This is a genomic window from Aquimarina sp. AD10 (genome assembly GCF_003443715.1).
Taxonomy (GTDB): Bacteria; Bacteroidota; Bacteroidia; order Flavobacteriales; family Flavobacteriaceae; genus Aquimarina; species Aquimarina aggregata.
In genome coordinates, this window is record NZ_CP031965.1 from 1057014 (window position 1) to 1079200 (window position 22187).

Below are 22187 nucleotides of genomic sequence, written 5' to 3' on the forward strand. Positions count from 1 at the left end.
TAAAAAGTGTTTTTAAATTTTTCTTTCTTTAATATCTATTAAGATAAGTCTTTTTTTAAACTGTTTTACTTCTACATCACTCTTAGATGATTTGTCATCTACTTCGATCGTATCAATCTCATAAGTAATTATAAAGGTCTTTCCAATATATTCTTTTTTATTTAGATCATACTTAGAGACTGCCTTTTTACTAACAAAAGTAATTTCCATCACTTTTTCTGTATCTGTAGTCGTAAAATAATAAGCCTTATCTGATTGACCATTAAATTTAACTTCTACTTCTTTGATTTCATTTGCACTAATAGTACTAAAACTAGAAGTTAATACTATGATTAGGGTTAAGAGAATGTTTTTCATAATTTAAAAATTGGTATTTCTAAAAAAACAAATTTAACCATTTTTTAAATAAATTCAGCTTAAGTATTCTAACATAGTTTATTCTTATTTTTTAGTAAAGCCAGTATTATTATAACAACGATTAGAATTTTAAAATATGATTTTAACTTTTTCTTCGTATTACTTTAACTATGTTATATGCTTAATTCAATATCTTTATACTTATGAAAGGGTTTTTAGTTCCTAAAAAACCTTTTTTAATCATTCCTACCCCTTTTTAGTATAACGATCGATACTAAAATTCTCATTTAAATTAAAACATACTAGTATAGGAGAATTACTTGTCCCGAACACTCCTTAAATCAAAGTAGGGCGTCATATAAATACTCTTAAAAATGAAACAAGCACTTAAAAACCTGTTTGCATTAGGTTTATTTTTTGTCATTATCCTAACAGGATGTTCAGAAGATAACTTAATAGAAGATGATAATGTAACACAAAATGAAATCCCTACAGAAAATGATTCGGTATTACAAAGTATTCGTAATTGGGGGTTTTCAGAAAATGTTATCGAAGATCTTGGAGATCGTTATTTAGTCGACGGCGATATTACTTTTTACAAAAACAAAAAATATCGTTCTCCTTCGAATACAAATACAAAACAAAGAGAACATCCCAATTCTGTAACAATAAACGACATCAATGTTTATTTAAATCCAGGTATGAATACTGCTTGGAGAAATGCTTCAATTTCTGCAATTGGTCGCTGGAATGCTATTAACTCAAGCTTAAACTTAACAGTTACTACATCTATTGCCAATGCACATATTCAAATTATGTATGATACGCATGATTCAGGGGTTAATTTAGCTAGTAATGTTTTTGGACGCGGTGAATTTCCTGCAGCCAATGGTCTACCAGGTGTTGGAATTTGGATAAATCCAGATTTTAATTCTAATTTGTTTTGTGGAGGACTTATTACTCAAAACATGAGAATTTCTAATGTTCAACATGAACTGGGACATAATTTAGGTATAACACACACTAATCAGTCTTTTGGAACTCTAATTCCCGGAACTCCAAGCACAGATTCACAATCTGTTATGAATGGTGGACAAGCATGCACCATAGATAATTTTAGTTCTGGAGACATAACTGCTATAGAATACTTATTTCCAATTGTTTGGGTTGGTTTACCAAGAGCATACACTAGATTTCCTGACCCAACTATTTGTACCAATGTTTTTGTACAATCAGATCCATATAGACTTCCGGTATCTCCAGGAGCAGACACTTATGAACTCACGTCTAATTCTCCCAATTTGTTTGTTGACACCGTCGTTTTTCCAGGACATGAAATAACAATGATTGCGAATCAACCAGGTAATTATACGATTACACTTAAGACTACAAACCAGTATGGTAGTAGTTTTGCTACAATTTATGTAACAGCAAATCAGTGTGGTGGCGGAATTGGATTTTAGATTATAACCTTAGTATATACCCTGCAGCCAATTAAAATGATTGTAGGGTATATATATCATTATTTTTCGGTTAAATGCATCACATTATCATCTACATTTTTATCTATTAGTATATGTTTAGGATCTATCCCTGCACTTACGGGTTTTTTATCCACTAAAATTTGTAATACTGTATTTCTATTTGTGATTTTATGTTTTTGTAAGTATGTAATTTCCTTATAGCCACTGTCTTCTGTATAAATACCTATATCTATCCAGTCATTAATACCAATCGGAACTTTTATCCCTAAACTATCAACTTTATATTTTTGTGCTTCGATCGTTATATTTACAGCGTATTTTTTATCCGAAACCTTCTTGAAATTGGCTTTCTTTACTCTGTTATTATATAAAGTAACAGTTTCAAAGAGATCATTTATAACATATTGCATACTATCGGGGGTTACTTCCTTAAAATATTTTAATAATTCTAAAGTAGTAGGATAGTTTTTTGTGTTCTTCTTTTTAATCCCTTCAAAACTATCCCAATCTCTTATAAAACGTTTTAAAGCGATATTAACGCTGTCTTCTGTAATATAATCTTGAAAAGCATACATGTTTAAAGCTCCCTTTCCATAATGAATATATTCTTGCCCAGACTCTACCAAATATAGTGGCATTTCTTGTCCTTTTTCTGCTGCCCTACCTTTTAGATAACGCTTTCTTTCAGTTTCTATAAATTGCCGTACTTTTTCTTCTGGATATTCTTGTTTTAGTACCATTATTGCAGCGTATTGCGCTAGTGTTTCTGAGAGCATTCCTCTTCCTTGTACATCGGCAGGATTAATTTGATGTCCCCACCATTGGTGAGCCATTTCATGAGCAGTAATATAAAAAGGCATATCTACATCTTCTTCATCGTTAATATCCATTATAAATCCAATACTTTCTGAAAAAGGAACAATATTCGGAAATGATTGTGCTCTTTTCTTGTAACTGGTAGATTCTACTATCCGCATTTGTTTGTATTGATATGGACTAAAATGTTTTGTGAAATAATCGAATGACTTTTTCATGCCATTCATCATTCTATTCAAATTATATTCATGACCTTTATGATAATATATTTCAAGGTCTACCGCTGCATCTGTATTTAATGAATTCCATTGATCTTTTTTGACTTGATATTCTGCAGAAAGTATCGAATAAAAATTTGACATGGGTTTATCCATTTTATAGTGGTAATATTTGCGATTACCATCTATCCATTCTTTTTGCAGGTATCCCGGCGCAACACCAATTTGATTACTTTCGGTACCAATGATAATTTCAAAATTAATTTCTTCGCCATCACCTCCAGACCTACCTTGAAGCAACGCTCTGGAGTCGTTTATTTTTGCTCTTCTAATTTTTGGCTTCAGATTATGTTTTTCTCGCTCCTCATCATCATCTAATTCTATGTTATCATTATACCCTATTGTCGGAAAATAAAAATTATTAAAAAAAGTACCATTATAAACAATGTCCGTATTAGATTTCTCTGTGAAACCTTGGTTAACATAATCTTGTTTAAATTTCATTTTAATAGAATCCCCAGGCTTTAAGGGTTTATGAAGTTCGTAAATATGATAACCATATGTTTCATATTTAGTATTAAGATTATACCCACCTTCAAAATCTACATACGTTAAGTTTATTTGTTCTTGAGGTTTTTTTTGAACATGAATTTCATTGATTAAATGATCATGTGTATTGACTAATATAAAATACCCTTTGGCCTCGAAACTTCTTTTACTTGGATATAAGTCAATTACTAAATTAATGTCGACAATTTTAGGTTGTTTTAAATATACATATTTTTTTAAGTTTTTTTCGTACTCAGCTCTGTGAATATTCTCTGTAGCTGTAGTTGAATATGTATTTAAAATATTAGTATTGTAGAATATATACGCTCCAGAGATGCCAAAAACAAGTACACAAATTATAGCTAATATTTTTAGCCGTTTGCTTAATCTTATTTTAACAACCTTACATCTGGATATTATATTTGTTTCAGCTCCACGTATCGAAATTAGTGCTGCAAAAATAAAGAGTACTAAAGAAAATGAAATCCAATATATTTTAAACCAAATAAAAGGTTCAATAAAATGGCCATAACCATTCATATCTGAATATGCACCTAAATCAGAACCTCCAAAAGAATACAACCCATGATCGTAACCTAAAATATTGAGTAAAATTGTCGAAACGAATATAAATATCACAACTATTATATGTGCCAAAAACTTATGGTTCAAGAGAGCTTGAATTAAGAAACATATAATACTCAGTAGAAAAAGGAAAGGGAAAACTTCGACAAAAAAACCTATAAAATAAAGGTCAAGTTGATAATTATAATATCCTTTTGCAGTTTGAAAAATAATACCAGAGCTTATAATAACAAATATCAATATAGTCGTAGCCGATAAAAGTGCAATAAGCTTAGCCGATAAATTGACAAAGTCTGATATAGGTAAAGTATCTGATATACCATTTATATTATTATCTCTATCCTTCCAAACTAGTTCTCCTGAATAAAATATAATGATGAGCAAAAAAAACAGTACTGTATTTTCTATCAATTCACCAATCACAATATAGGTAGTAGGATAACTATCAACTCCAAAAGAAGTTCCTAAATCAAAAGAACTTAAGAGAATTATCCCCAAAGCACAAAGCACAATTGTCCAAAAAGGAAGGCCTTTAATAATAGATTTAAAGTTAAATAGGGCTTGTGTTAGTAGTTGTGTAGTTTTAAACTTTATACCTTCTGTTGAATTCATAGTTAAAGAAGGAAGTCTAACATTATTATAGTGATCTACTATCTCCTTAGTAACATCTAAAGTGATCAAAGCTTGTTGTTTTTTAATTTTATCACTTATCACTGTAAATTTAAACTTATAATACCCAATAATTAATGATATAATCCCGATAGTTATCCAAAACAAACGATTATACATTAAAATCCCTTCAAATGGTATTACTAATGAATTACGCTCAGCAACACTCCAAAATTGAGTTGTTATACTAATGTTTTGAAAAGTGAATGGGTCAATAAATGCGGTAAATAGATTATAATCTGAATCTTTAGCCAAATTAATAGTAAGCAGATATATCATTAAAAAAAAGATACCTTGGGTATAGACAACAATTAATTTGCGACTTAAAGCCCCGGTTACAAAAAATATAGCTCCTCCAAAAAAAAGTGTAGGTACTACTAAACAAATAAAAGGTTGAAAGTAATGCCAGAAATTAAATGGTAAAATAGTATTTTGATCTACCCATGGCATAATATCTCCTAAGATCATACCGCCAAGTAATCCACTAAAAATGAAGAGTAAAATTACAAAAGAGCCTAAAAATCTACCTAACAAATAATCCTTTTTATTAATTGGGTTAATGAAAATTAAAGACGCTATACGATGATCAAAATCTCTTAAAGCCGCTACCCCCATAATCATCGAAGTAATCATCATAAAAAGAGCAGAGATAATACCCATAGTTCTTGCAATTACAATAGGTGCATTTCTCTGAATGGGATCCAAATTACCTTCAAAAAGGAAATCTACAGCAATGATTGCATACAAGAAAACAATACCAAAGTATATATAAGTATCTGGTCGTTTAGCTCTATATTTAAGTTCAAATTTGAATATTTCGTACCACATAAAACTGATTTGTATTTATTAGAAAAGAGGTATTAAAAAAATAGTTTAGAATGCCATTATAAGATTACTCAGTTTTGGCAAAGATTTGTGAGAAATACACGTCGCTTAATTCTGCTTTTATGGGGACAAAGTCATCCTTGGGATCAGTATCACTTAAAATATGTATGATAGGTTTTCCAGATAACAATTTTTCTGCAATAACATTATACTCCTCTTTATACTGTTTAATTTGTTGTTTTTCTATTGTTTTAGCATATACTTTATCTTGAATATCAGCAATAGTTTTTGACGGACTGCCCTGTAAGAGAACCTTACCCCTATTAATTATTGCCATGTTAGGGCATAACTCTTTGACATCATCTACAATATGTGTAGATAAAATTACGATAGTGTTTTCACCAAGTTCACTTAATAAGTTATAGAAACGATTTCGCTCTGCCGGATCAAGTCCTGCTGTTGGTTCATCTACAATAATCAGTTTTGGATTAGCTAATAATGCTTGCGCAATACCAAAACGTCGCTTCATACCTCCAGAAAATCCTCCTAAATTCTTGTTTCTATCTGTATAAAGATTTGTTTTATACAATAGTGCCTCTACAATTTCTTTTCGTTCTTTTCTGTTAGAAATACCTTTAAGTACGGCTAGATGTTCTAATAAACTTTTGGCAGACACCCTTGGATACAAGCCAAATTCTTGTGGTAAGTATCCTAAAATTTTACGAACTTCATTTTTTTGAGTTAGTACATTTAATTCTCCAAGGGTGATTAAACCTTGATCTGGTTCTTGTAATGTAGCGATAGTTCTCATTAATGTAGATTTACCAGCACCATTAGGTCCTAATAATCCAAACATGCCCACCGGAATAGTTAAGGATACCTTGTCTAATGCTTTGACTCCATTGGCATATGTTTTTGATAGGTTAGAAATTAGCAGACTGTTCATATTTTAATTGATTTTTGTTTTGATCAAACTTATATCTATAATGAATACTGTCTAAATAATTGTGATTAACTATTTACTAATTAGGATATAAAACAATCTAATGACGAGTAAGTGATTTCATGCCATTTTTATGAACGTTTATACCTAGATATCGTTTGTTTATCAACTTGTTTGGAAGTACCATTTTTATCAAGTAATATTGAACTATGGCCTTACTAAAAGAAAATTATAATCGCGTTTTTATTACTGTTTTTCTCTTCTTGTTTTTTCTAATAACAGGAGCATTTGCAATCAAATTAAATATAAAATTTGCAGGAACATTGATGATGATGATGGCTATTAGTTTAATTGGTTATTTATTGATATTTTGGTTTTTAACCTATAAAAATTATATCAAAGACTTTGAAAAACTTACTGGTAAGGAAACTAAGTGGCTTTCAATTTTAATGGGCATACTCTATCTAATTGGAATTCTTGAAGCCGATCCTACACATGCTCTTATAAGCATATTATTCACTTTAGCACTATTGTCAATAATTGCATTCCTATTTATGTACCATAGAAGTATCAAAAAAGGAAAAAACATCATAAGCTCATGGAGTATTTCTAAATTTTCTTTCTGGTCTTTAATAATCCACATAAGCACAGTTTTAGTATTTATTATCTCATATACATTTGAGACAAAGGCCACTTCTGAAGGTAATTTAGTACTCCTGGAAAATGATGAGTTGGTAATGGACCTACTATTTCCTATGATATTCTTTGTGATTATTGTGTTTTTTATAAGTTGGTTAATTAGACAAATTAAATCGATAATCGACTTAAAAAATGAAAAGAAAAAAACCGAGTTGTTACATTTAAAAAGTCAAGTAAATCCTCATTTCTTTTTTAATACCTTGAATAATTTATATGGATTGGTTGAAGAAGACAAACAAAAAGCTCAAAAATTGATTCTAAAATTGTCTGACATGATGCGCTATAGTATTTATGAAGGACAACGTGATTTTGTTACACTAGAACAAGAAATAGAGTACCTAAAGAACTATATAGAATTGCATAAAATGCGCTATCATAAACAGACAAAAGTAAATTTTGATTATAATGTAAAAGATAAAACATCTGTTATTATGCCTTTATTATTTATAATACTTTTAGAAAATGCATTTAAACATGGTATTGAAAATCTAAGAAAAGAAGCTTATATCAATATTCAAATCAGTAGCACTTCAAATCAGATAGATTTTAGTATAGAAAATAACTTTGATCCCGCAGAAGTTGCTTCTGAAAAAGGAATTGGATTACAAAACTTAAAACGAAGACTTGAACTCGTATATCCCCATAAACATTCCTTATCTTTTACTGTGATTGAAAATTTATACAAAGCACAATTAACGTTACAATTAAAATGATCAGATACATAATTATAGATGATGAACACATAGCACATGGTATTATTAAACGTTATTGCGATCTTTTGCCTAACATGAAATTAATGAAGAATTGCTATGATGCTCTTGAAGCTTTTGAATATTTAAGTAAAAATGAAGTAGAATTAATTTTTTTAGATCTTAATATGCCAAAACTAAAAGGTTTCGATTTTCTAAGAACGCTTCCCCACCCTCCAAAAGTTATTGTGACCACAGCATATAGTGAATTTGCTTTAGAAGGATACGAACTTAATATTATAGACTATTTACTTAAGCCCTTTAGTTTTGAACGCTTCTTAAAAGCCATGAATAAGACCATAGGTACTTCTCCAAAAGAAAAAAACTTTGTCACTGCTACAAATACTACAAACTCTACGAGTAAAAGTGTTTTTCTTCGACAGAATAAAAAATACATTCAGATTAGTGTAGATGATATTCAATATATTGAGGCAGCAGGTAATTATGCCAAAGTTATCACAATAGCCGAAACAATAACCATACGTGAAAAAATCTCAGAAATTTTGGTTTTGCTATCAGATGATGATTTTTTACAAGTGCATAAATCCTTTGCTGTTGCTAGAAAACATATTAAAAGTATAGAAGGAAATCGGATTTCTATTGGTGATGCTATTGTGCCTATCGGTAAAATGTATAAAATCAAAGTTATCGAACTACTAAAATAACTATTAGTAGTTCGATACACTTTCTCTCCTTCTTTGATATTTCATCTCATAAAGTGGCATAATTTTTCTTTTCTTAAGTAGGGTATTTCCATTCGAAGCTGTTAATAAATAAATCAATTAATTAAGCGAGGAATGACTTTGAAAAAACGATAGAAAAAAACTTAACAATTTTTAACTAAAATTTGTCACGTTTTAGGATTACAGCCCTTATATCCATAAATAAACCAGCAATTAAACCGTTTTTTTCTTAGTAAATTTAATCATACTATTCTATACCCAACGTAGGTTAAACCAACAAGAATGAAACACAAAAATTTTGGACTAAGTGAAGCATCGTTTGAAAAATTAATAACTGATCTAAAAAGAAATGATACACAATTTTTTGAACAGGTATTCTTAAAACAATTCAAAGAAACAATGAAATATTTGAGCAGAGAATATAAAGCATCACATGAAGATGCTTATGATGCTACAATGGATGCATTAATAGAATTTAGAGCGCGATTTGTAGCCAGCAAATTGAAATATGGAAATCTACGCTTTCTATTTACTAAAATGGCTTCACAGATGTTTCTAAGAAACTTAAACAAAGTAAATACAAGTATCGAAGATCATATGTATAAAATTGAAGAAATAGATGAATCGCCAACAGAGTCTGAAGAATTAAATCATCTCAAAAATGCATGGAAATCACTGGGAGATGCATGTAAACAATTATTAACATGGCATTTTTATGGTAAAATGAAACTCATAGAAATAGCTAGTGAGACAAATAAAAGCCCTTCGACAATTAGAAAGCAAAAAGAAAGATGTATTCAAAAACTTAAAGACCAATTTGCTATAACAAAAACAATGAAGTCATGAGAAATAAAATAAAAAAACTTCGAGATCCAAATATTTCTAAAAACGAAGAAGATCAAATTTTAGATGAATTTATAAAAAATGAATACGATCAAATATTAAAAAATAAATGGAAGAATGTATTAAATAAAGAGTATAAGGTTACAAGAAAAAGATCTAGCCTTAAAAAGAAATTAATAACACTACACCCCATAAAAATTATAGTTGCATCAGCAGCTTGCATTAGTTTAGTAATTCTTTTACAACTCTTTAACTTTAGTAGTTTAAATTCTTATGAATTAGCTCAACACTATTTAACAACTCAAGAAATACTTCATCCAGGAGCTCCGAAAGGTACATTTGACGAAAGTCAAGACAGGATCTTAGCTATCCAAGCCTTTAACAATAAAAATTATGAACTATCGCATTCATATTATCAAAAAATTGAATCGTTAACTGCAGAAGATCTCTATTATCATGGCTTAGCACTATTGTTAAATGATCAATATCAAGAAGCTATTCGAAAATTTGAAGAACAAACTAAAAAGCATAATAGTTTCAAACAAGAAATAAATTGGTATTTATCATTAGCCTATATCCTTAATAGAGAAAATGAAAAAGCGACTTCATTATTAAAACAAATTAATACAAGTGATTGGAATCATCAAGAAGCACAAAAATTATTAAGTCAACTAAATAAGGAGTAAATACTTAGAAACACAATCATACAAAAAAATCAAAACCCTTAACAATCCTTAAAACATAAAACTATGAAATATATTTTCATGCTAATTTTCCTTTGGCTATTTCAATTACCAATGGCAAGTCAAAAACTTAATTATAAAATAAATCCTGAGGCTACTTCTATAGAACAATTTAAAGACGATGATGACGATGATGACGATGATGATGATGATGATGATGATGATGACGATGATGAAACAATTATAAAACACCCATCATTATATTTTGTCAAATTAAACCCAAATATTAGTCAGAATGAATTAGAAGCACTACAACAAGATTTAAATTCTGAAGAAGTTTGGTATAGAGAAGAAATCAATCTCAGATTGTGGAACACGATACAATTTCCCTATATATCCGCTCAAGGTGAAAATGTAACCAACATAGATGGACAAGTAACAAGTGCGCAAGGTAAAACAGATATTGATAATGCCACTTTTAATATTGGCCATATTGTTCCAGTCCCTCCTATCGATATACAAAACTTTTGCTTTGATGACATACTTCCTCAATATCCATTGGGGAATAACCCTGTAAAGATTTCTATTTTTGATACTGGTTATTTACCACAAACAGATGATAATTTTCCTGGGTATTCATTTAATGTTACAAATTATACGGGTTATGATTATATTAATCAAGATGATACTGTTATAGATGATGAAAATGGTCATGGAACTCATATTACTGGTATTATTCATCACATTTTAAACAATCAAGGATCGACTTCTTCTATTTCATTTGATATTCGAAAAACACATGATCATCTTGGAAGAGGATTTGTGTCAAACCTTATTCCAGCTATTCTTGATGCCGTAAATGAAGGTTCACATATTCTAAATTTTAGTTTTAGTTATCAAAATATTAATGTTAACACATCAGGAAAACCTTTAAGACAAGCAGTTGATTATGCAGAGCAAATGGGTGCAATGATTATCGCCGCTGCAGGCAATACTAATGAAAACAACGATACAGATACTATTATATCATTTCCCGCTTCTTATCCTAATACTAATATTTTATCCGTAGCCTCTGCAGATTGTGAAAATAAATTAAGTCAATTTAGTAGTTATGGACAATATGCTGTCGATGTAGTATTCCTAGGAGAAAACATACCTGGACCTGGGTTAAATACAAGCTTAGTTCATCAATCTGGTACTTCGTTTGCCACAGCAAACGTTACTGCACTTGCTGCTATACTCGCTACGCATCAAATAAATTTTGATTATGATCATATTAAATGCACCTTAATTAACACATCCAGAACTTCATCTGATCTTTTTGAAAAAGTAGTCGCCAATGGTGTAATTGATTTTAATGAAGCATTCAATCAACTTAATACTAATTGTAGTAGACAAAAACAAGGTACTACTACAATACCAGAATCCAAATCAAATGAAGTTATATTATATCCAAACCCTTTTGATAACGAACTACGATTAAATATCAATTCAATTAAATCTTCTTTCCATATTTCTATCTATGATAAAAATGGTCTTTTGATGTCTAAAAATCAGTACAAAATGCAAAAAGGTAAAAATCAAATTAGTTTGAAAAATACTAACATACTACTACCTGGTATTTATTTTATAAAAATAGATATAGCAAATACTTCAAAAACACAGATTATAGTTAAAAAATAAATCCAATTTTTGATAAAAAGGATATATGTTTTAAAAGCATGTATCCTTTTTTTATGGTTAACAAGTATTTTTTTACGGATTTCCGTAATTATTTAGCGTTTTACTATCTTAGTATTTCAATTCAAAGTTCACAATTACAACGTCAATTTACTCCTAAAACTTAACTATGGTTTTGAAATCCCCTCTCGTCATTACCTTTTACCTTATATTTCTTATTTCTACATCCTGGGCTTCTGATACAGATGAAATTTTTTTTCATAAACACTATGAACTTATTAATCAAAATATTTCAAAAGGAAAATATGAAGCCAATCTTATATTAATTGATCAACTAATAAAACAAAATGAATACAAAGATTTAGACTGTTATTATCAAGGCAAGATTCTTCATAAAGTTGGTGTATCATACTATAAACTCAATAAAGAATCAGAAGCAATTTCTTATTTTAAAAATAAAGTTCTTAGTGTTTGGAAAGATTGTTCGCAAGTACCTCCATCAGAAAAAGCGAATACGATATATAATATTGGAATATCGTATCAATTTTCAAATAACTTGGAAGCCGCTAAATTATATATTGATAAGGCCCTTTATATATTCGAAAATGATCCACAATATCCAACTCTTAAATTAGCAAGTAAATATCATGGTATAGGAAGGTTTTATCAAAGTGTTAATGACTCTTTCAGGGCAAGTTTATATTTTAGAAATGCTATAAATTTATATAAAGAAGAAAAAGACTCTAAAGCAAAAGAATTCGAAGTTTTTAATGATCTAATTGCTATGAGTATGGAGTTTAAAGAATATAAGAAAGCTAAAAGTTATGTTAAACAGGCTTTAAAAATCCAAAGTGATTTTCCTGAAATGATTCCAACACTTAATCTAGCATGGGTATATCTAAATGCTGGAAGCACATATTTAGGGCTTCAAGAATATGAAATGGCACACAAAATGGCTATGAAGTCATTAAACCTTCTAGATGAGAAGACAGATGCTTTCTATTACTCTATTGGTTTAGAATTGATAGCCATGATTATGGCAGACCAAAGTAAATTCATCCTTGCCGAAAATAATATGAATGAAGTTATTTTAATACGCAAAAAACTTTATCAAGAAGGAGAAAATCAAGACGCGATGGCCAGAGCTTACGAAAACCTTAGCGATATTCTAATTCGTAAAAACCAGTTAAAAAATGCAGATTTATATGTAAACAAAGCTTTTAATATCTTATTTCCATACGCAAATTTTGATACTAACCATTTACCCATTATCAAAACATCAAAATCATTAGATGACAGGCATTTAATTCGATTAATCGAATTAAAAATTAGAATTTTCGAAGCAAAATACAAGGATACCAAAAACTTATCATTTCTTAAGAAAGCACTACATACACAACATAAAATAGATTCGGTAATTAATCGTAGTCTAGTTTCATTTCAATTTGAACAATCTAAACTAGATTTTCTAAATCTAAAATTTGAACATTATGGTAAGGCTGTTGAAGACGCTCTACAATTACATCAAATAACAAAAGATCAGTTTTATTTGGAAGAAGCCTATTATTTCTCTTCAAAAACCAAAGCAATTGTACTTCAATATGAGTTAAATCAATCAGATGCCTTTAAATCTAATGTGTCAAAAGAAATATTAAACAAAGAAAAAGTCCTACGTGAATCTATGCAGATGGAACAAACAAGACTCATACAAACGCATAGTACTAATAGAGATTCACTTTTAAAAACATATACCAAAGCACAATATGAATTAGATACTTTTTTAAAAAAAATTGAAAAACAAGAACCTTCATATTTTAAAGAAAAGTATGCTTTTATCAAACCCCCCAATGTAAAAGATATACAAAGAAACTTACCCAAAGATATGGTTGTAATCGAATATTTTCTTTCAGAGAACACCATCTTCAGTTTTTGGATTACTCGAAAAAAATTGATCCCGATCATGATTCCCTATGATCAAACTATTAAAAAAGCTCTAGATAATTTTATTGCGCAATGCCATGATCCCGGAAAAAAAATATCAAAAGAATTATCTAATTTGATAGTTGAGAAATGTCTAAAAAAAGGGCTCAAAATTATTAACAATAACATTAAACGAATATGTATTATTCCTGATGGTCAATTACATCAATTATCTTTTGAGGCATTGCCAACTATTAAAAAGAACTCTGGAGAATATCTGATCGAGGAATATGCCATCTCATATTCATATTCTATTTCACAATTATTTCGAAAAAAGCGTAGCACTTCACTTAAAAAATATATTGGATTTGGGTCTAAGTATAGTCATACTTTTAATGAAAAACTGAGAGTGCGCAAGCAATTTTTCGGAGATATAAACCTTATGCAACTCACATTATCACAAAAAGAAATTAAAAGAGGCTCTGCTATTTTTGATGGTGAAGTATTTCTAGATAGTGAAGCTAGTTTAAACAACTTTTTAAAACATAGTCCAGACGCAGATATTATACATCTTTCTTTACATGGTCTTGTGGATATAAATGACCCGGCAAGATCTTGCATCCTATTTGATGACCATCATAATGAATTTATACTTTCTACCCAGAATTTATATCTAAATAGACTGCAAGCAGACATAGTGCTTTTAAGCGCATGCCATTCTGCGAGCGGAAAAATATATAGCGGAGAGGGTGTTCAAGGAATGAGTAAATCTTTCTTATTAAGTGGAGCCCACAACATTTTATCAAGCTTATGGAACGCAACCGAAGCCAGTTCAATGGTTATAACCACTTTGTTTTTAGAGAACGTACATGCTGGACAACCAAATGATTTGGCATTACATCAATCTAAACTCGATTATCTCTCAAACATTGAACCCAATAAAAAACACCCATACTATTGGGCAAACTTTATCTTATTAGGTGAAATAGATCAATCAAAAGAATCTACAAATTTAACTATTTATGTACTAGCTCCTATATTACTGTTAGTACTATCTTTTGTGCTCTATAAGTATCGTAAACCAGGAAACAAAAGTTAGATTACAAAATTAAACTTCTTCTTTCCCACTTCTCTTTATTTTTTTAAAAAAAAGTCGATCATAGTTTGTCACGCTATCACTTTTTCTTCCTTATAACTGTAATAAAGTTAAAAGATAAAGAAATTAACTAATCTATAGCATTGTGACAAAATCAAGAAATATAATCTTAATTACACTACTACTCTTAACTAATAATATTCTCATCTCCCAAGAAAATCTTAAGTTATGGACTGGCCACAGAGCACAAGCCAAATTAAATAAAGAATGGAGACTTAGTGTAGGTCAATTACTACTGTTTAGTCAAGAGCCTTTTGAATTATCTTCTTTACAAAATAATGCCAGTATTAGATACAGATTCAACAGAAAAATAAGTATTGGTTTAGGATATATTAGATCATCAGATCCTTCTGACCCAGACCAAGAAGCAAGAAATCGTATTAATGGAAGGTTTAGATTAAACCTTAGGTTAGGTAAATTACGTATCGCTAATAGTCTTAGAGGTGAATGGCATTTTCCTGAAAGGAGCAAATTTGAATATCGCTTGCGATATGGGTTTCAAATACACAGAGGAAACTGGGGATTACCCTTAAAATTCACACCATTTATTACAAACGAATTTCATTATTATCTCTCAGGGAAACCATTACAATATAGAGATGATAATGGTGAAAAAGTAGTAAAGCAATCTCCTAACGGTTTACATGCCCATAGAATTACTCTTGGAGTACGTTTCAAACCTTTTAAAAGAGCTAATGCCAGTATAAGTTATATGAAACAAACAGAATTTAATATTGGCAATAAATATCGTGACATTAATGTAGTCGACCCTAGAAATGGCAGAGTTCGTAGATCATTCAGTAATTTTTCTGTAGTCATGTTCCGCTTCTCCTATCTACTCAATTTCAAACGAAAATCTTATAAATCCAGAGCTATTGGAAATAATTTTAATAAGACTGGACAACATATGTAGATAACCTCTACATAAGAATTTAACGCACACACATAATTTTAACCAATACATATATACTATGAAAACAATAAAAAAATCAAACATCTGTAAAAACATAAATAGCTATCAAATTGATAAAACAATTGTAAAAACTCATAAACCTGGTGTTGGTGATGTTGCCATATTTGAAGTTGTTAGTATAGGTTCTTTAAATGCAATACAAGATTTTGAAGGACGGAATAGCCATATTTTTGAAGGTGATAAAGTAATGTTATCCTTTGGTAATCGTTATGCCAGTAATCAATTTGAAGGATATATACCTGAAACATATTTAGAAGAATATGATTTAATAGGTAAAGGTGGTGTAGTAGGAAAAGTTGTATCAATGCATTATAAATTAGAACTTAAAGGGCCTACAAAACTAAAAATAGTCGGATATGCTGCGAATAGTCAAGGAAGAGTAATCAATACCATATATCATCATAAAGAGGCTATAAAATTTGACATCAAAAAAAATCGAAACTTCAAAACCATTTTATCTGTAGGGTCTAGTATGGATAGTGGAAAAACAACTACCGCAGCGTACTTATGTAGAGGACTAAAAACGTCTGGTTGTCAAGTAGCATATATTAAGCTTACGGGTACTGTTTTTAATAAAGACAAAATGCTAGCGTATGATTGTGGTGCTGACGTTGTAAGTGACTTTTCAGAATTGGGTTTTCCGTCTACCTATTTATGTCCTACAGATACTATAATGGATATATATGAAGGTCTTTTATCCGATGTTACTATTGCTAACCCTGATTATGTAGTGATAGAAATTGCCGATGGACTTTATCAACAAGAAACACAAGCATTATTAAATCATCCTTTGTTTACAGAAACAATTGATCATGTGATATTATCTTGTTGTGATAGCCTAGCCGTAAACACAGGCATCCAGTTACTATCTCCAATTTTTGATACTCGTTTGTTTGCACTTGCTGGTTTATTTACAGGAAGTCCTTTGTTAGTCTCAGAAGTAAAAGATCAATGTACTATACCGATCCTTACATTACCTAAATTGATAGCACAAGACCTAGTAAGAAATTTGCTATCCAAGAATGTAAATATAGCTGTATAAATTATGAAATATTCAAAACAACAAGTCGTCTGGATTAGTACAATTGCCATTGTATTAGTTCTATCACCAATTATTGAAAACTGGGCTGATAAACCAAAAGATAGCTTTCCTTTGTCTTATTATCCAATGTTTTCTAAAAAAAGAAATGCTACGTACCCTATATATCATTTTGTTGGATATGACTCGGATCAAAAACGTTACATAATCCCATATACTTTTGCAGGAACGGGTGGTTTTAATCAAGTTAGAAGACAGATTAAAAAAGCTGCAAAATCAGAGAATGCCTATCAATTCACACAAAAAGTAGCTGAACGAATTTCTAACAAGAAGGGACATCCCTACTCTGCACTAGAAAGAATCGAATTAATCAAAGGATACTATCATTTAGAAAACTATTTTTTAAAAAAAGATACGTTACCTGTCCACGAAAGAAAAATAGCAATCTATAAGATTCAACGACTATGAATACTTTTCTAACAAAAATTAAAAACTATTGGTTTATCAAAGTATCCCCTACTAGATTGGCTATACTGCGTATTGCCACAGGATTATTTAGTTTGTGGTATTTAATTTCTCGCTTTGATATGATACAAAGAATGACAAGAAATATAGACTCCTTTGACCCTATTGGTTTACTAAAATGGATGACTTATCCATTATCATCAGAAATTTTTTGGTGGATATCTATAGGCATAGTTATTTTAAACATCTTTTATATAATCGGTTGGAAATTTAAGTTTACAGGGCCTGCGTTTGCTATAGCCGCATTATTATTTTTTACCTATCGTAATTCTTGGTCTATGATATATCATAATCGCAATGCGCTCATATTACACATTGTCATACTTGGGTTCGTAGCATCAGCCGATGCTTTATCTTGGGACTCTTGGAAAAGAATCAAAAAAAGTAAATCTCCAAGCTTAAAAGCGCATTGGCAATATGGATGGCCTATACAATTAATTTGTGCAGCCACTGTTGGTTCTTACCTATTAGCAGGAATTGCAAAACTTTCAGGAGGTATGGCTTGGGAATGGGCAAATGGAACTGCTATGCGTGCGCAAATCGCAGTAGACGCTATTCGTAAAGAAATGCTCGGTTCAGAAACGGCTCCACTATTCGATTTTTTATTTGAGCATATCTGGCTTTTTCTAGCAATGGGTATTTTAACTTTTGTATTAGAACTAGGAGCACCATTAGCCTTAGTAAAAAAACGTTGGGGTATCGTATGGGCAATACTCACATGGACAATGCATTGGGGAATATTCTTTATTATGGGAATAAGTTTTAGATATCAAATGACTGGGCTACTATTTTTATCATTCTTTGATATAGAAAAATTATGGACTCCCAACAAAAAAGTACAATCAACCATATATACAACTGACCTGATTATTGAAAAAAACCATAAACCCATTATATTTTTTGATGGAATATGTAACTTATGTAATACATGGATCCAGTTTATACTAAAAAAAGAAAAATATCCATATTTTAAATTCGCTTCATTACAATCAGAAATGGCTAAAGTAATACTAAAAGATCATAAAATTTCTAAGGATATTACAACTATTGTTCTCATTAAAGATGAGAAAATATACCATAAGAGTGATGCTATCTTACATATCTGTAAACACCTTAATTATCCATGGTATTTAGGAAAATGGTTCCTAATTGTTCCTAAATCTTTACGAGATTTTGTATACAACATAATAGCAAAAAACAGATATAAATGGTTTGGTAAACAAAAACAATGTGCCTTAATGACTTCAGATCAAAAGCTTAGGTTCTTAGACTTATAAAACTGTTTCAATATGTTATGTTAGGTTTCAGAATACTTTAAAAGGAAAAAACACTTTGTTTATCATTATTAATTTCAAACGCTTAATCTCAAAAAAATATCATTTTTAAATTTTAATTATGCTAATACATAAAGAAGTACTAATTAGAAAATTTGCAAAACAAAATAAAGTACCGATCGTTATTACTTTCATTACTGGTTTTTGTTACAATATCCTTACTATTATGATTCCCATAAGCATTGGTAAGTTTTATGAGCTAAGTTTCGGGTTTTCTTCTCATCGTTTAAAGGCTTTTAAATTTATTCCATATATGGATGCTGTAAATTTTCAAGATTTCCTTGCATTTTTCTTTGCACTCGTCATTTTACGATTACTATTTGAATACCTAAATAGATATGGGGTTGCTTTAATAGGTGAACGTTTTACCAAAGGACTTAGAGAAATACTTTTTGCTAACCAATTACAAATTACCATGCCTATCTATGATAATAAAGGTATAGGCAAATACTTATTGCGTTATAGTGGTGACTTAAAGAGTATACAGAATTACATGAAAAACGGATTAATACGTTTTGCACAAGATACATTTTTATTGATTATTGTAGTGGTTGTAATAGGGTGTTTTGATTTGTACTTAGGGATCATAATTGCAGGATGTATTCTAATCTCAGCCCTATTACTTTGGAAAATTAATAGGGTATTGTATACTATATCACTCGACCGACGTAATAAACGTTCTGCAATGCTCAGTTTTGTGAATACACGCTTACGAAGCATTTTAGCTCTAAAAGCTTTTAATAAATACCGACCAGAAGAAAATAGATTTCAAAAACGATCCAAAAACTTATATACTGTTGGCAAACAATATGCTAGAATTGTTGCTCTATTGCAAGCATTAATTCCAGCAATTACATATGGTATGTTGGGTATTATTATGTTATATATTTTTAATTCCTCTAAAAATCAAAATTCTACACTTGAAGGTGCTTCACTATTAGTGCTTATATTATTAATCATTTCTATACTACCAGTGTTAAGACGTAGTTTAAGAGTTAGCATTATATGGAAATTAGGAAATATTTCCTTTACTAAACTTGCCGATATTCTTAATTTACCAAAAGAAAACCTACTACCATTCAAAAATGTAAAATTTCACAATGAAAATATAATATTTAAGAATGTAGATTTTTTACATCCAAACACTAAAAAGCTAGTTTTTAAAGATGTAAACCTTTTAATACATCCAAATAAGACAATACTCATTCAAGGAAAATCAGGTTCTGGAAAATCTACATTAATACGGTTATTATTAAAACTAATCTCCCCCTCTAGCGGCTCTATTACTTTTGGAAATCATGATAGTGATGATTTATCTGAGAAGACCATTAGAAAAAATATTACCATTGTATCTAAGGATTTTCCATTATACGGTAGAGATGTTTATGAAGCTATTGTTTACAATAGAAAAGAGGCAAATAAAAATAAAGCAACACTATTGTTAGAACATTTACAACAACATGAAGATAAAAAGAATAGATTATATTTAGACACTAAAATTGGAGAACTGGCTTGTAACTTAACTTCAGGACAACAAAAATTAATTATGTATTGTAGAGCCTTACTAACTCAAAAGCCAATACTAATTTTAGAAGAACCATTAAAAGAACTAAATAATAAGACACAAGAATTATTACTTAATTTATTAAAAACCTTACAGTCCGAAAAAACATTTATTTTACTAGACGATCATCATATTAAAGGGTTTAACATTAATACAATTCATTATTTATAGTTTACAAAAAAGTGTTTCTAAACGTATTTATTCCAAAATACGTTTAGAAACACTTTTTGCAATCGATTAACACAAAGCCATTTATTTTCTTGTATTTTTACGACCATACACATTTATTATTTACACATTTTTTATTATGAGAAAATTACTTTCAGGTATTGTAATAGCACTATTTATTGTGGCTTGTGGTACTGCAAAGAAAACAACAAGTCAGGCATCTAAAGAAACGCCAAAAAAAGCAAATGATCCTAAAATTTATGCTAATACAATAACTGCAGAAGATTTAAAAACTGCATTATATACGTATGCTTCTGATGAATTTCAAGGAAGAGAAACAGGAAAACCTGGACAAAAATTAGCAATTAATTTCTTAAAAGATCATTACATTAAATACGGAATCCCGGCAGCAAAAGCAGATGGAAATTACTTTCAAGAAGTTCCTCTTGATATCATAAACACTCCAGATGTAACTTTGACTGTAAATGGTAAAGAATTTAAATATGTTGAAGATTTAGTTTCTGTGGCAACAGCTGGAACGGGGAAGATTACTACAAAAGAAATTGTTTATGCAGGTTTTGGTATCGATGACCCAAAGTATTCTAATTATACTGATATCGATGTAAAAGATAAGGTAGTACTTATAAAATCAGGAGAACCAAAAAACGAGGATGGTACATATGCAATTTCTGGTTCTACAGAGGCCTCTAAATGGTCTAATATGAGACAACAGTTTGCAAACAAAAGAGATATTGCAAAAGATAAAGGAGCTAAAGCCGTTTTATTTTATTACCCAGAAGTATATGATATGGTTGCCAGTCGTTTTGGAAATGCTTCTGGAATCATGTCCCTACCAGGTAAAGTAGAAACTTCATATTTTTTTGTTGTAGGTACTAATCTTGCCAAAAGTTTAGTCAATGATATTGATACAAATGGTAAGAGTAGTATCGTTGCAACCGATATGAGTCTTAACTATAAAAATAATTCTGATAAAATTTCTTCAGAAAATGTAGCTGCATTTATTAAAGGATCAGAAAAGCCTGATGAAATTATTGTTATATCTGCGCACTTAGATCATGAAGGTGTTAAAGATGGAGAAGTATACAATGGTGCCGATGATGATGGTTCCGGTACGGTTGCAGTTGTAGAAATTGCAGAAGCTTTTGCTAAAGCGGTTAAGGATGGTAATGGTCCTAAACGTTCTATCTTATTTTTAAATGTAACAGGAGAAGAAAAAGGATTATTAGGATCACGTCACTATACAGATATTGATCCAATATTTCCTTTAGAAAACACTGTAGCTGATCTAAATATTGATATGATCGGTAGAATTGATCCAGAACGTAAAAGCGAAAATAGAAACTACGTATATTTAATTGGAAGTGATAAGCTTAGTACAGAACTGCATACAATTTCTGAAGAAATGAATGCGAAATACATGAATATCGAATTGGATTACACTTATAATGATGAAAATGATCCTAACCGTTTTTACTATCGTTCAGATCATTATAATTTTGCCAAAAATAATATTCCAATTATATTTTATTTTAATGGAACACATGCTGACTATCATAAACCAACCGATACTCCGGATAAAATCCAGTATGATTTATTAGAAAACCGAACAAGATTGGTATTTTATACTGCTTGGGAAATAGCAAATCGTGAAAAACGTATTGTTGCAGATAAAGCTGAAGTCAAATAGCAAACAAATTTTATATT

General features: G+C 30.1%; 16 protein-coding genes. 13 read left to right on the plus strand and 3 right to left on the minus strand.

From position 1 onward, the window contains the following. Positions 1-12: 12 nt before the first annotated feature. Positions 13-357 carry a hypothetical protein gene (locus D1816_RS04475; protein ID WP_066309970.1) on the minus strand — a complete coding sequence of 115 codons (345 nt, stop codon included), beginning with the start codon at positions 355-357 and terminating at the stop codon, positions 13-15. Positions 358-731: 374 nt separating this feature from the next. On the opposite strand from D1816_RS04475, the gene D1816_RS04480 reads away from it, so the two are divergent. Then, the gene (locus D1816_RS04480; protein WP_118501348.1) at positions 732-1820 is read left to right on the plus strand and encodes a M57 family metalloprotease; all 1089 of its coding nucleotides are present in this window, start codon (positions 732-734) and stop codon (positions 1818-1820) included. A gap of 59 nt (positions 1821-1879) precedes the next feature. Here D1816_RS04480 and D1816_RS04485 read toward each other — a convergent pair whose 3' ends face one another. Next, positions 1880-5506 (minus strand): M1 family aminopeptidase, encoded by a 3627-nt coding sequence (locus D1816_RS04485; protein WP_118501349.1) that lies wholly within the window; start codon positions 5504-5506, stop codon positions 1880-1882. A gap of 64 nt (positions 5507-5570) precedes the next feature. Next, complete coding sequence (locus tag D1816_RS04490) at positions 5571-6449, minus strand: ABC transporter ATP-binding protein (RefSeq protein ID WP_066309962.1); 879 nt, start codon at positions 6447-6449, stop codon at positions 5571-5573. A 206-nt stretch (positions 6450-6655) separates the two neighbouring features. Between D1816_RS04490 and D1816_RS04495 the strand changes: the two genes are divergently transcribed. The 12 genes from D1816_RS04495 (at position 6656) to D1816_RS04550 (ending at position 22170) form a co-directional block, all read left to right on the plus strand. Then, positions 6656-7858 (plus strand): sensor histidine kinase, encoded by a 1203-nt coding sequence (locus D1816_RS04495; protein WP_233565278.1) that lies wholly within the window; start codon positions 6656-6658, stop codon positions 7856-7858. After that, positions 7855-8559, plus strand: a complete 705-nt coding sequence (locus tag D1816_RS04500; protein ID WP_118501350.1) for a LytTR family DNA-binding domain-containing protein — start codon at positions 7855-7857, stop codon at positions 8557-8559. Before D1816_RS04495 ends, D1816_RS04500 begins: the two co-directional genes overlap by 4 nt. Positions 8560-8859: 300 nt before the next feature. Continuing rightward, positions 8860-9423, plus strand: a complete 564-nt coding sequence (locus D1816_RS04505; protein WP_118501351.1) for an RNA polymerase sigma factor — start codon at positions 8860-8862, stop codon at positions 9421-9423. After that, positions 9420-10106 (plus strand): tol-pal system YbgF family protein, encoded by a 687-nt coding sequence (locus tag D1816_RS04510; RefSeq protein WP_118501352.1) that lies wholly within the window; start codon positions 9420-9422, stop codon positions 10104-10106. Before D1816_RS04505 ends, D1816_RS04510 begins: the two co-directional genes overlap by 4 nt. Positions 10107-10169: 63 nt before the next feature. Beyond that, positions 10170-11786 carry a S8 family peptidase gene (locus D1816_RS04515; protein WP_147405077.1) on the plus strand — a complete coding sequence of 539 codons (1617 nt, stop codon included), beginning with the start codon at positions 10170-10172 and terminating at the stop codon, positions 11784-11786. Positions 11787-11952: 166 nt separating this feature from the next. Then, entirely contained in the window at positions 11953-14802 is a 2850-nt protein-coding gene (locus tag D1816_RS04520; RefSeq protein ID WP_118501354.1) for a CHAT domain-containing protein, read from the plus strand. A 142-nt stretch (positions 14803-14944) separates the two neighbouring features. Next, entirely contained in the window at positions 14945-15772 is an 828-nt protein-coding gene (locus D1816_RS04525; RefSeq protein WP_158597753.1) for a DUF2490 domain-containing protein, read from the plus strand. Positions 15773-15830: 58 nt separating this feature from the next. Further along, entirely contained in the window at positions 15831-16874 is a 1044-nt protein-coding gene (locus tag D1816_RS04530; protein WP_118501356.1) for a hypothetical protein, read from the plus strand. Positions 16875-16877: 3 nt separating this feature from the next. Continuing rightward, a complete protein-coding gene (locus D1816_RS04535; protein ID WP_118501357.1) occupies positions 16878-17339 on the plus strand; it encodes a hypothetical protein in 462 nt (153 codons plus the stop codon). Then, entirely contained in the window at positions 17336-18673 is a 1338-nt protein-coding gene (locus tag D1816_RS26015) for a DCC1-like thiol-disulfide oxidoreductase family protein (RefSeq protein WP_233565280.1), read from the plus strand. The genes D1816_RS04535 and D1816_RS26015 overlap by 4 nt, the downstream gene beginning before the upstream one ends. A gap of 118 nt (positions 18674-18791) precedes the next feature. Further along, positions 18792-20465 (plus strand): ABC transporter ATP-binding protein, encoded by a 1674-nt coding sequence (locus tag D1816_RS04545; RefSeq protein ID WP_118501358.1) that lies wholly within the window; start codon positions 18792-18794, stop codon positions 20463-20465. Positions 20466-20601: 136 nt separating this feature from the next. Beyond that, positions 20602-22170 carry a M28 family peptidase gene (locus D1816_RS04550; RefSeq protein ID WP_118501359.1) on the plus strand — a complete coding sequence of 523 codons (1569 nt, stop codon included), beginning with the start codon at positions 20602-20604 and terminating at the stop codon, positions 22168-22170. Positions 22171-22187: the final 17 nt, after the last annotated feature.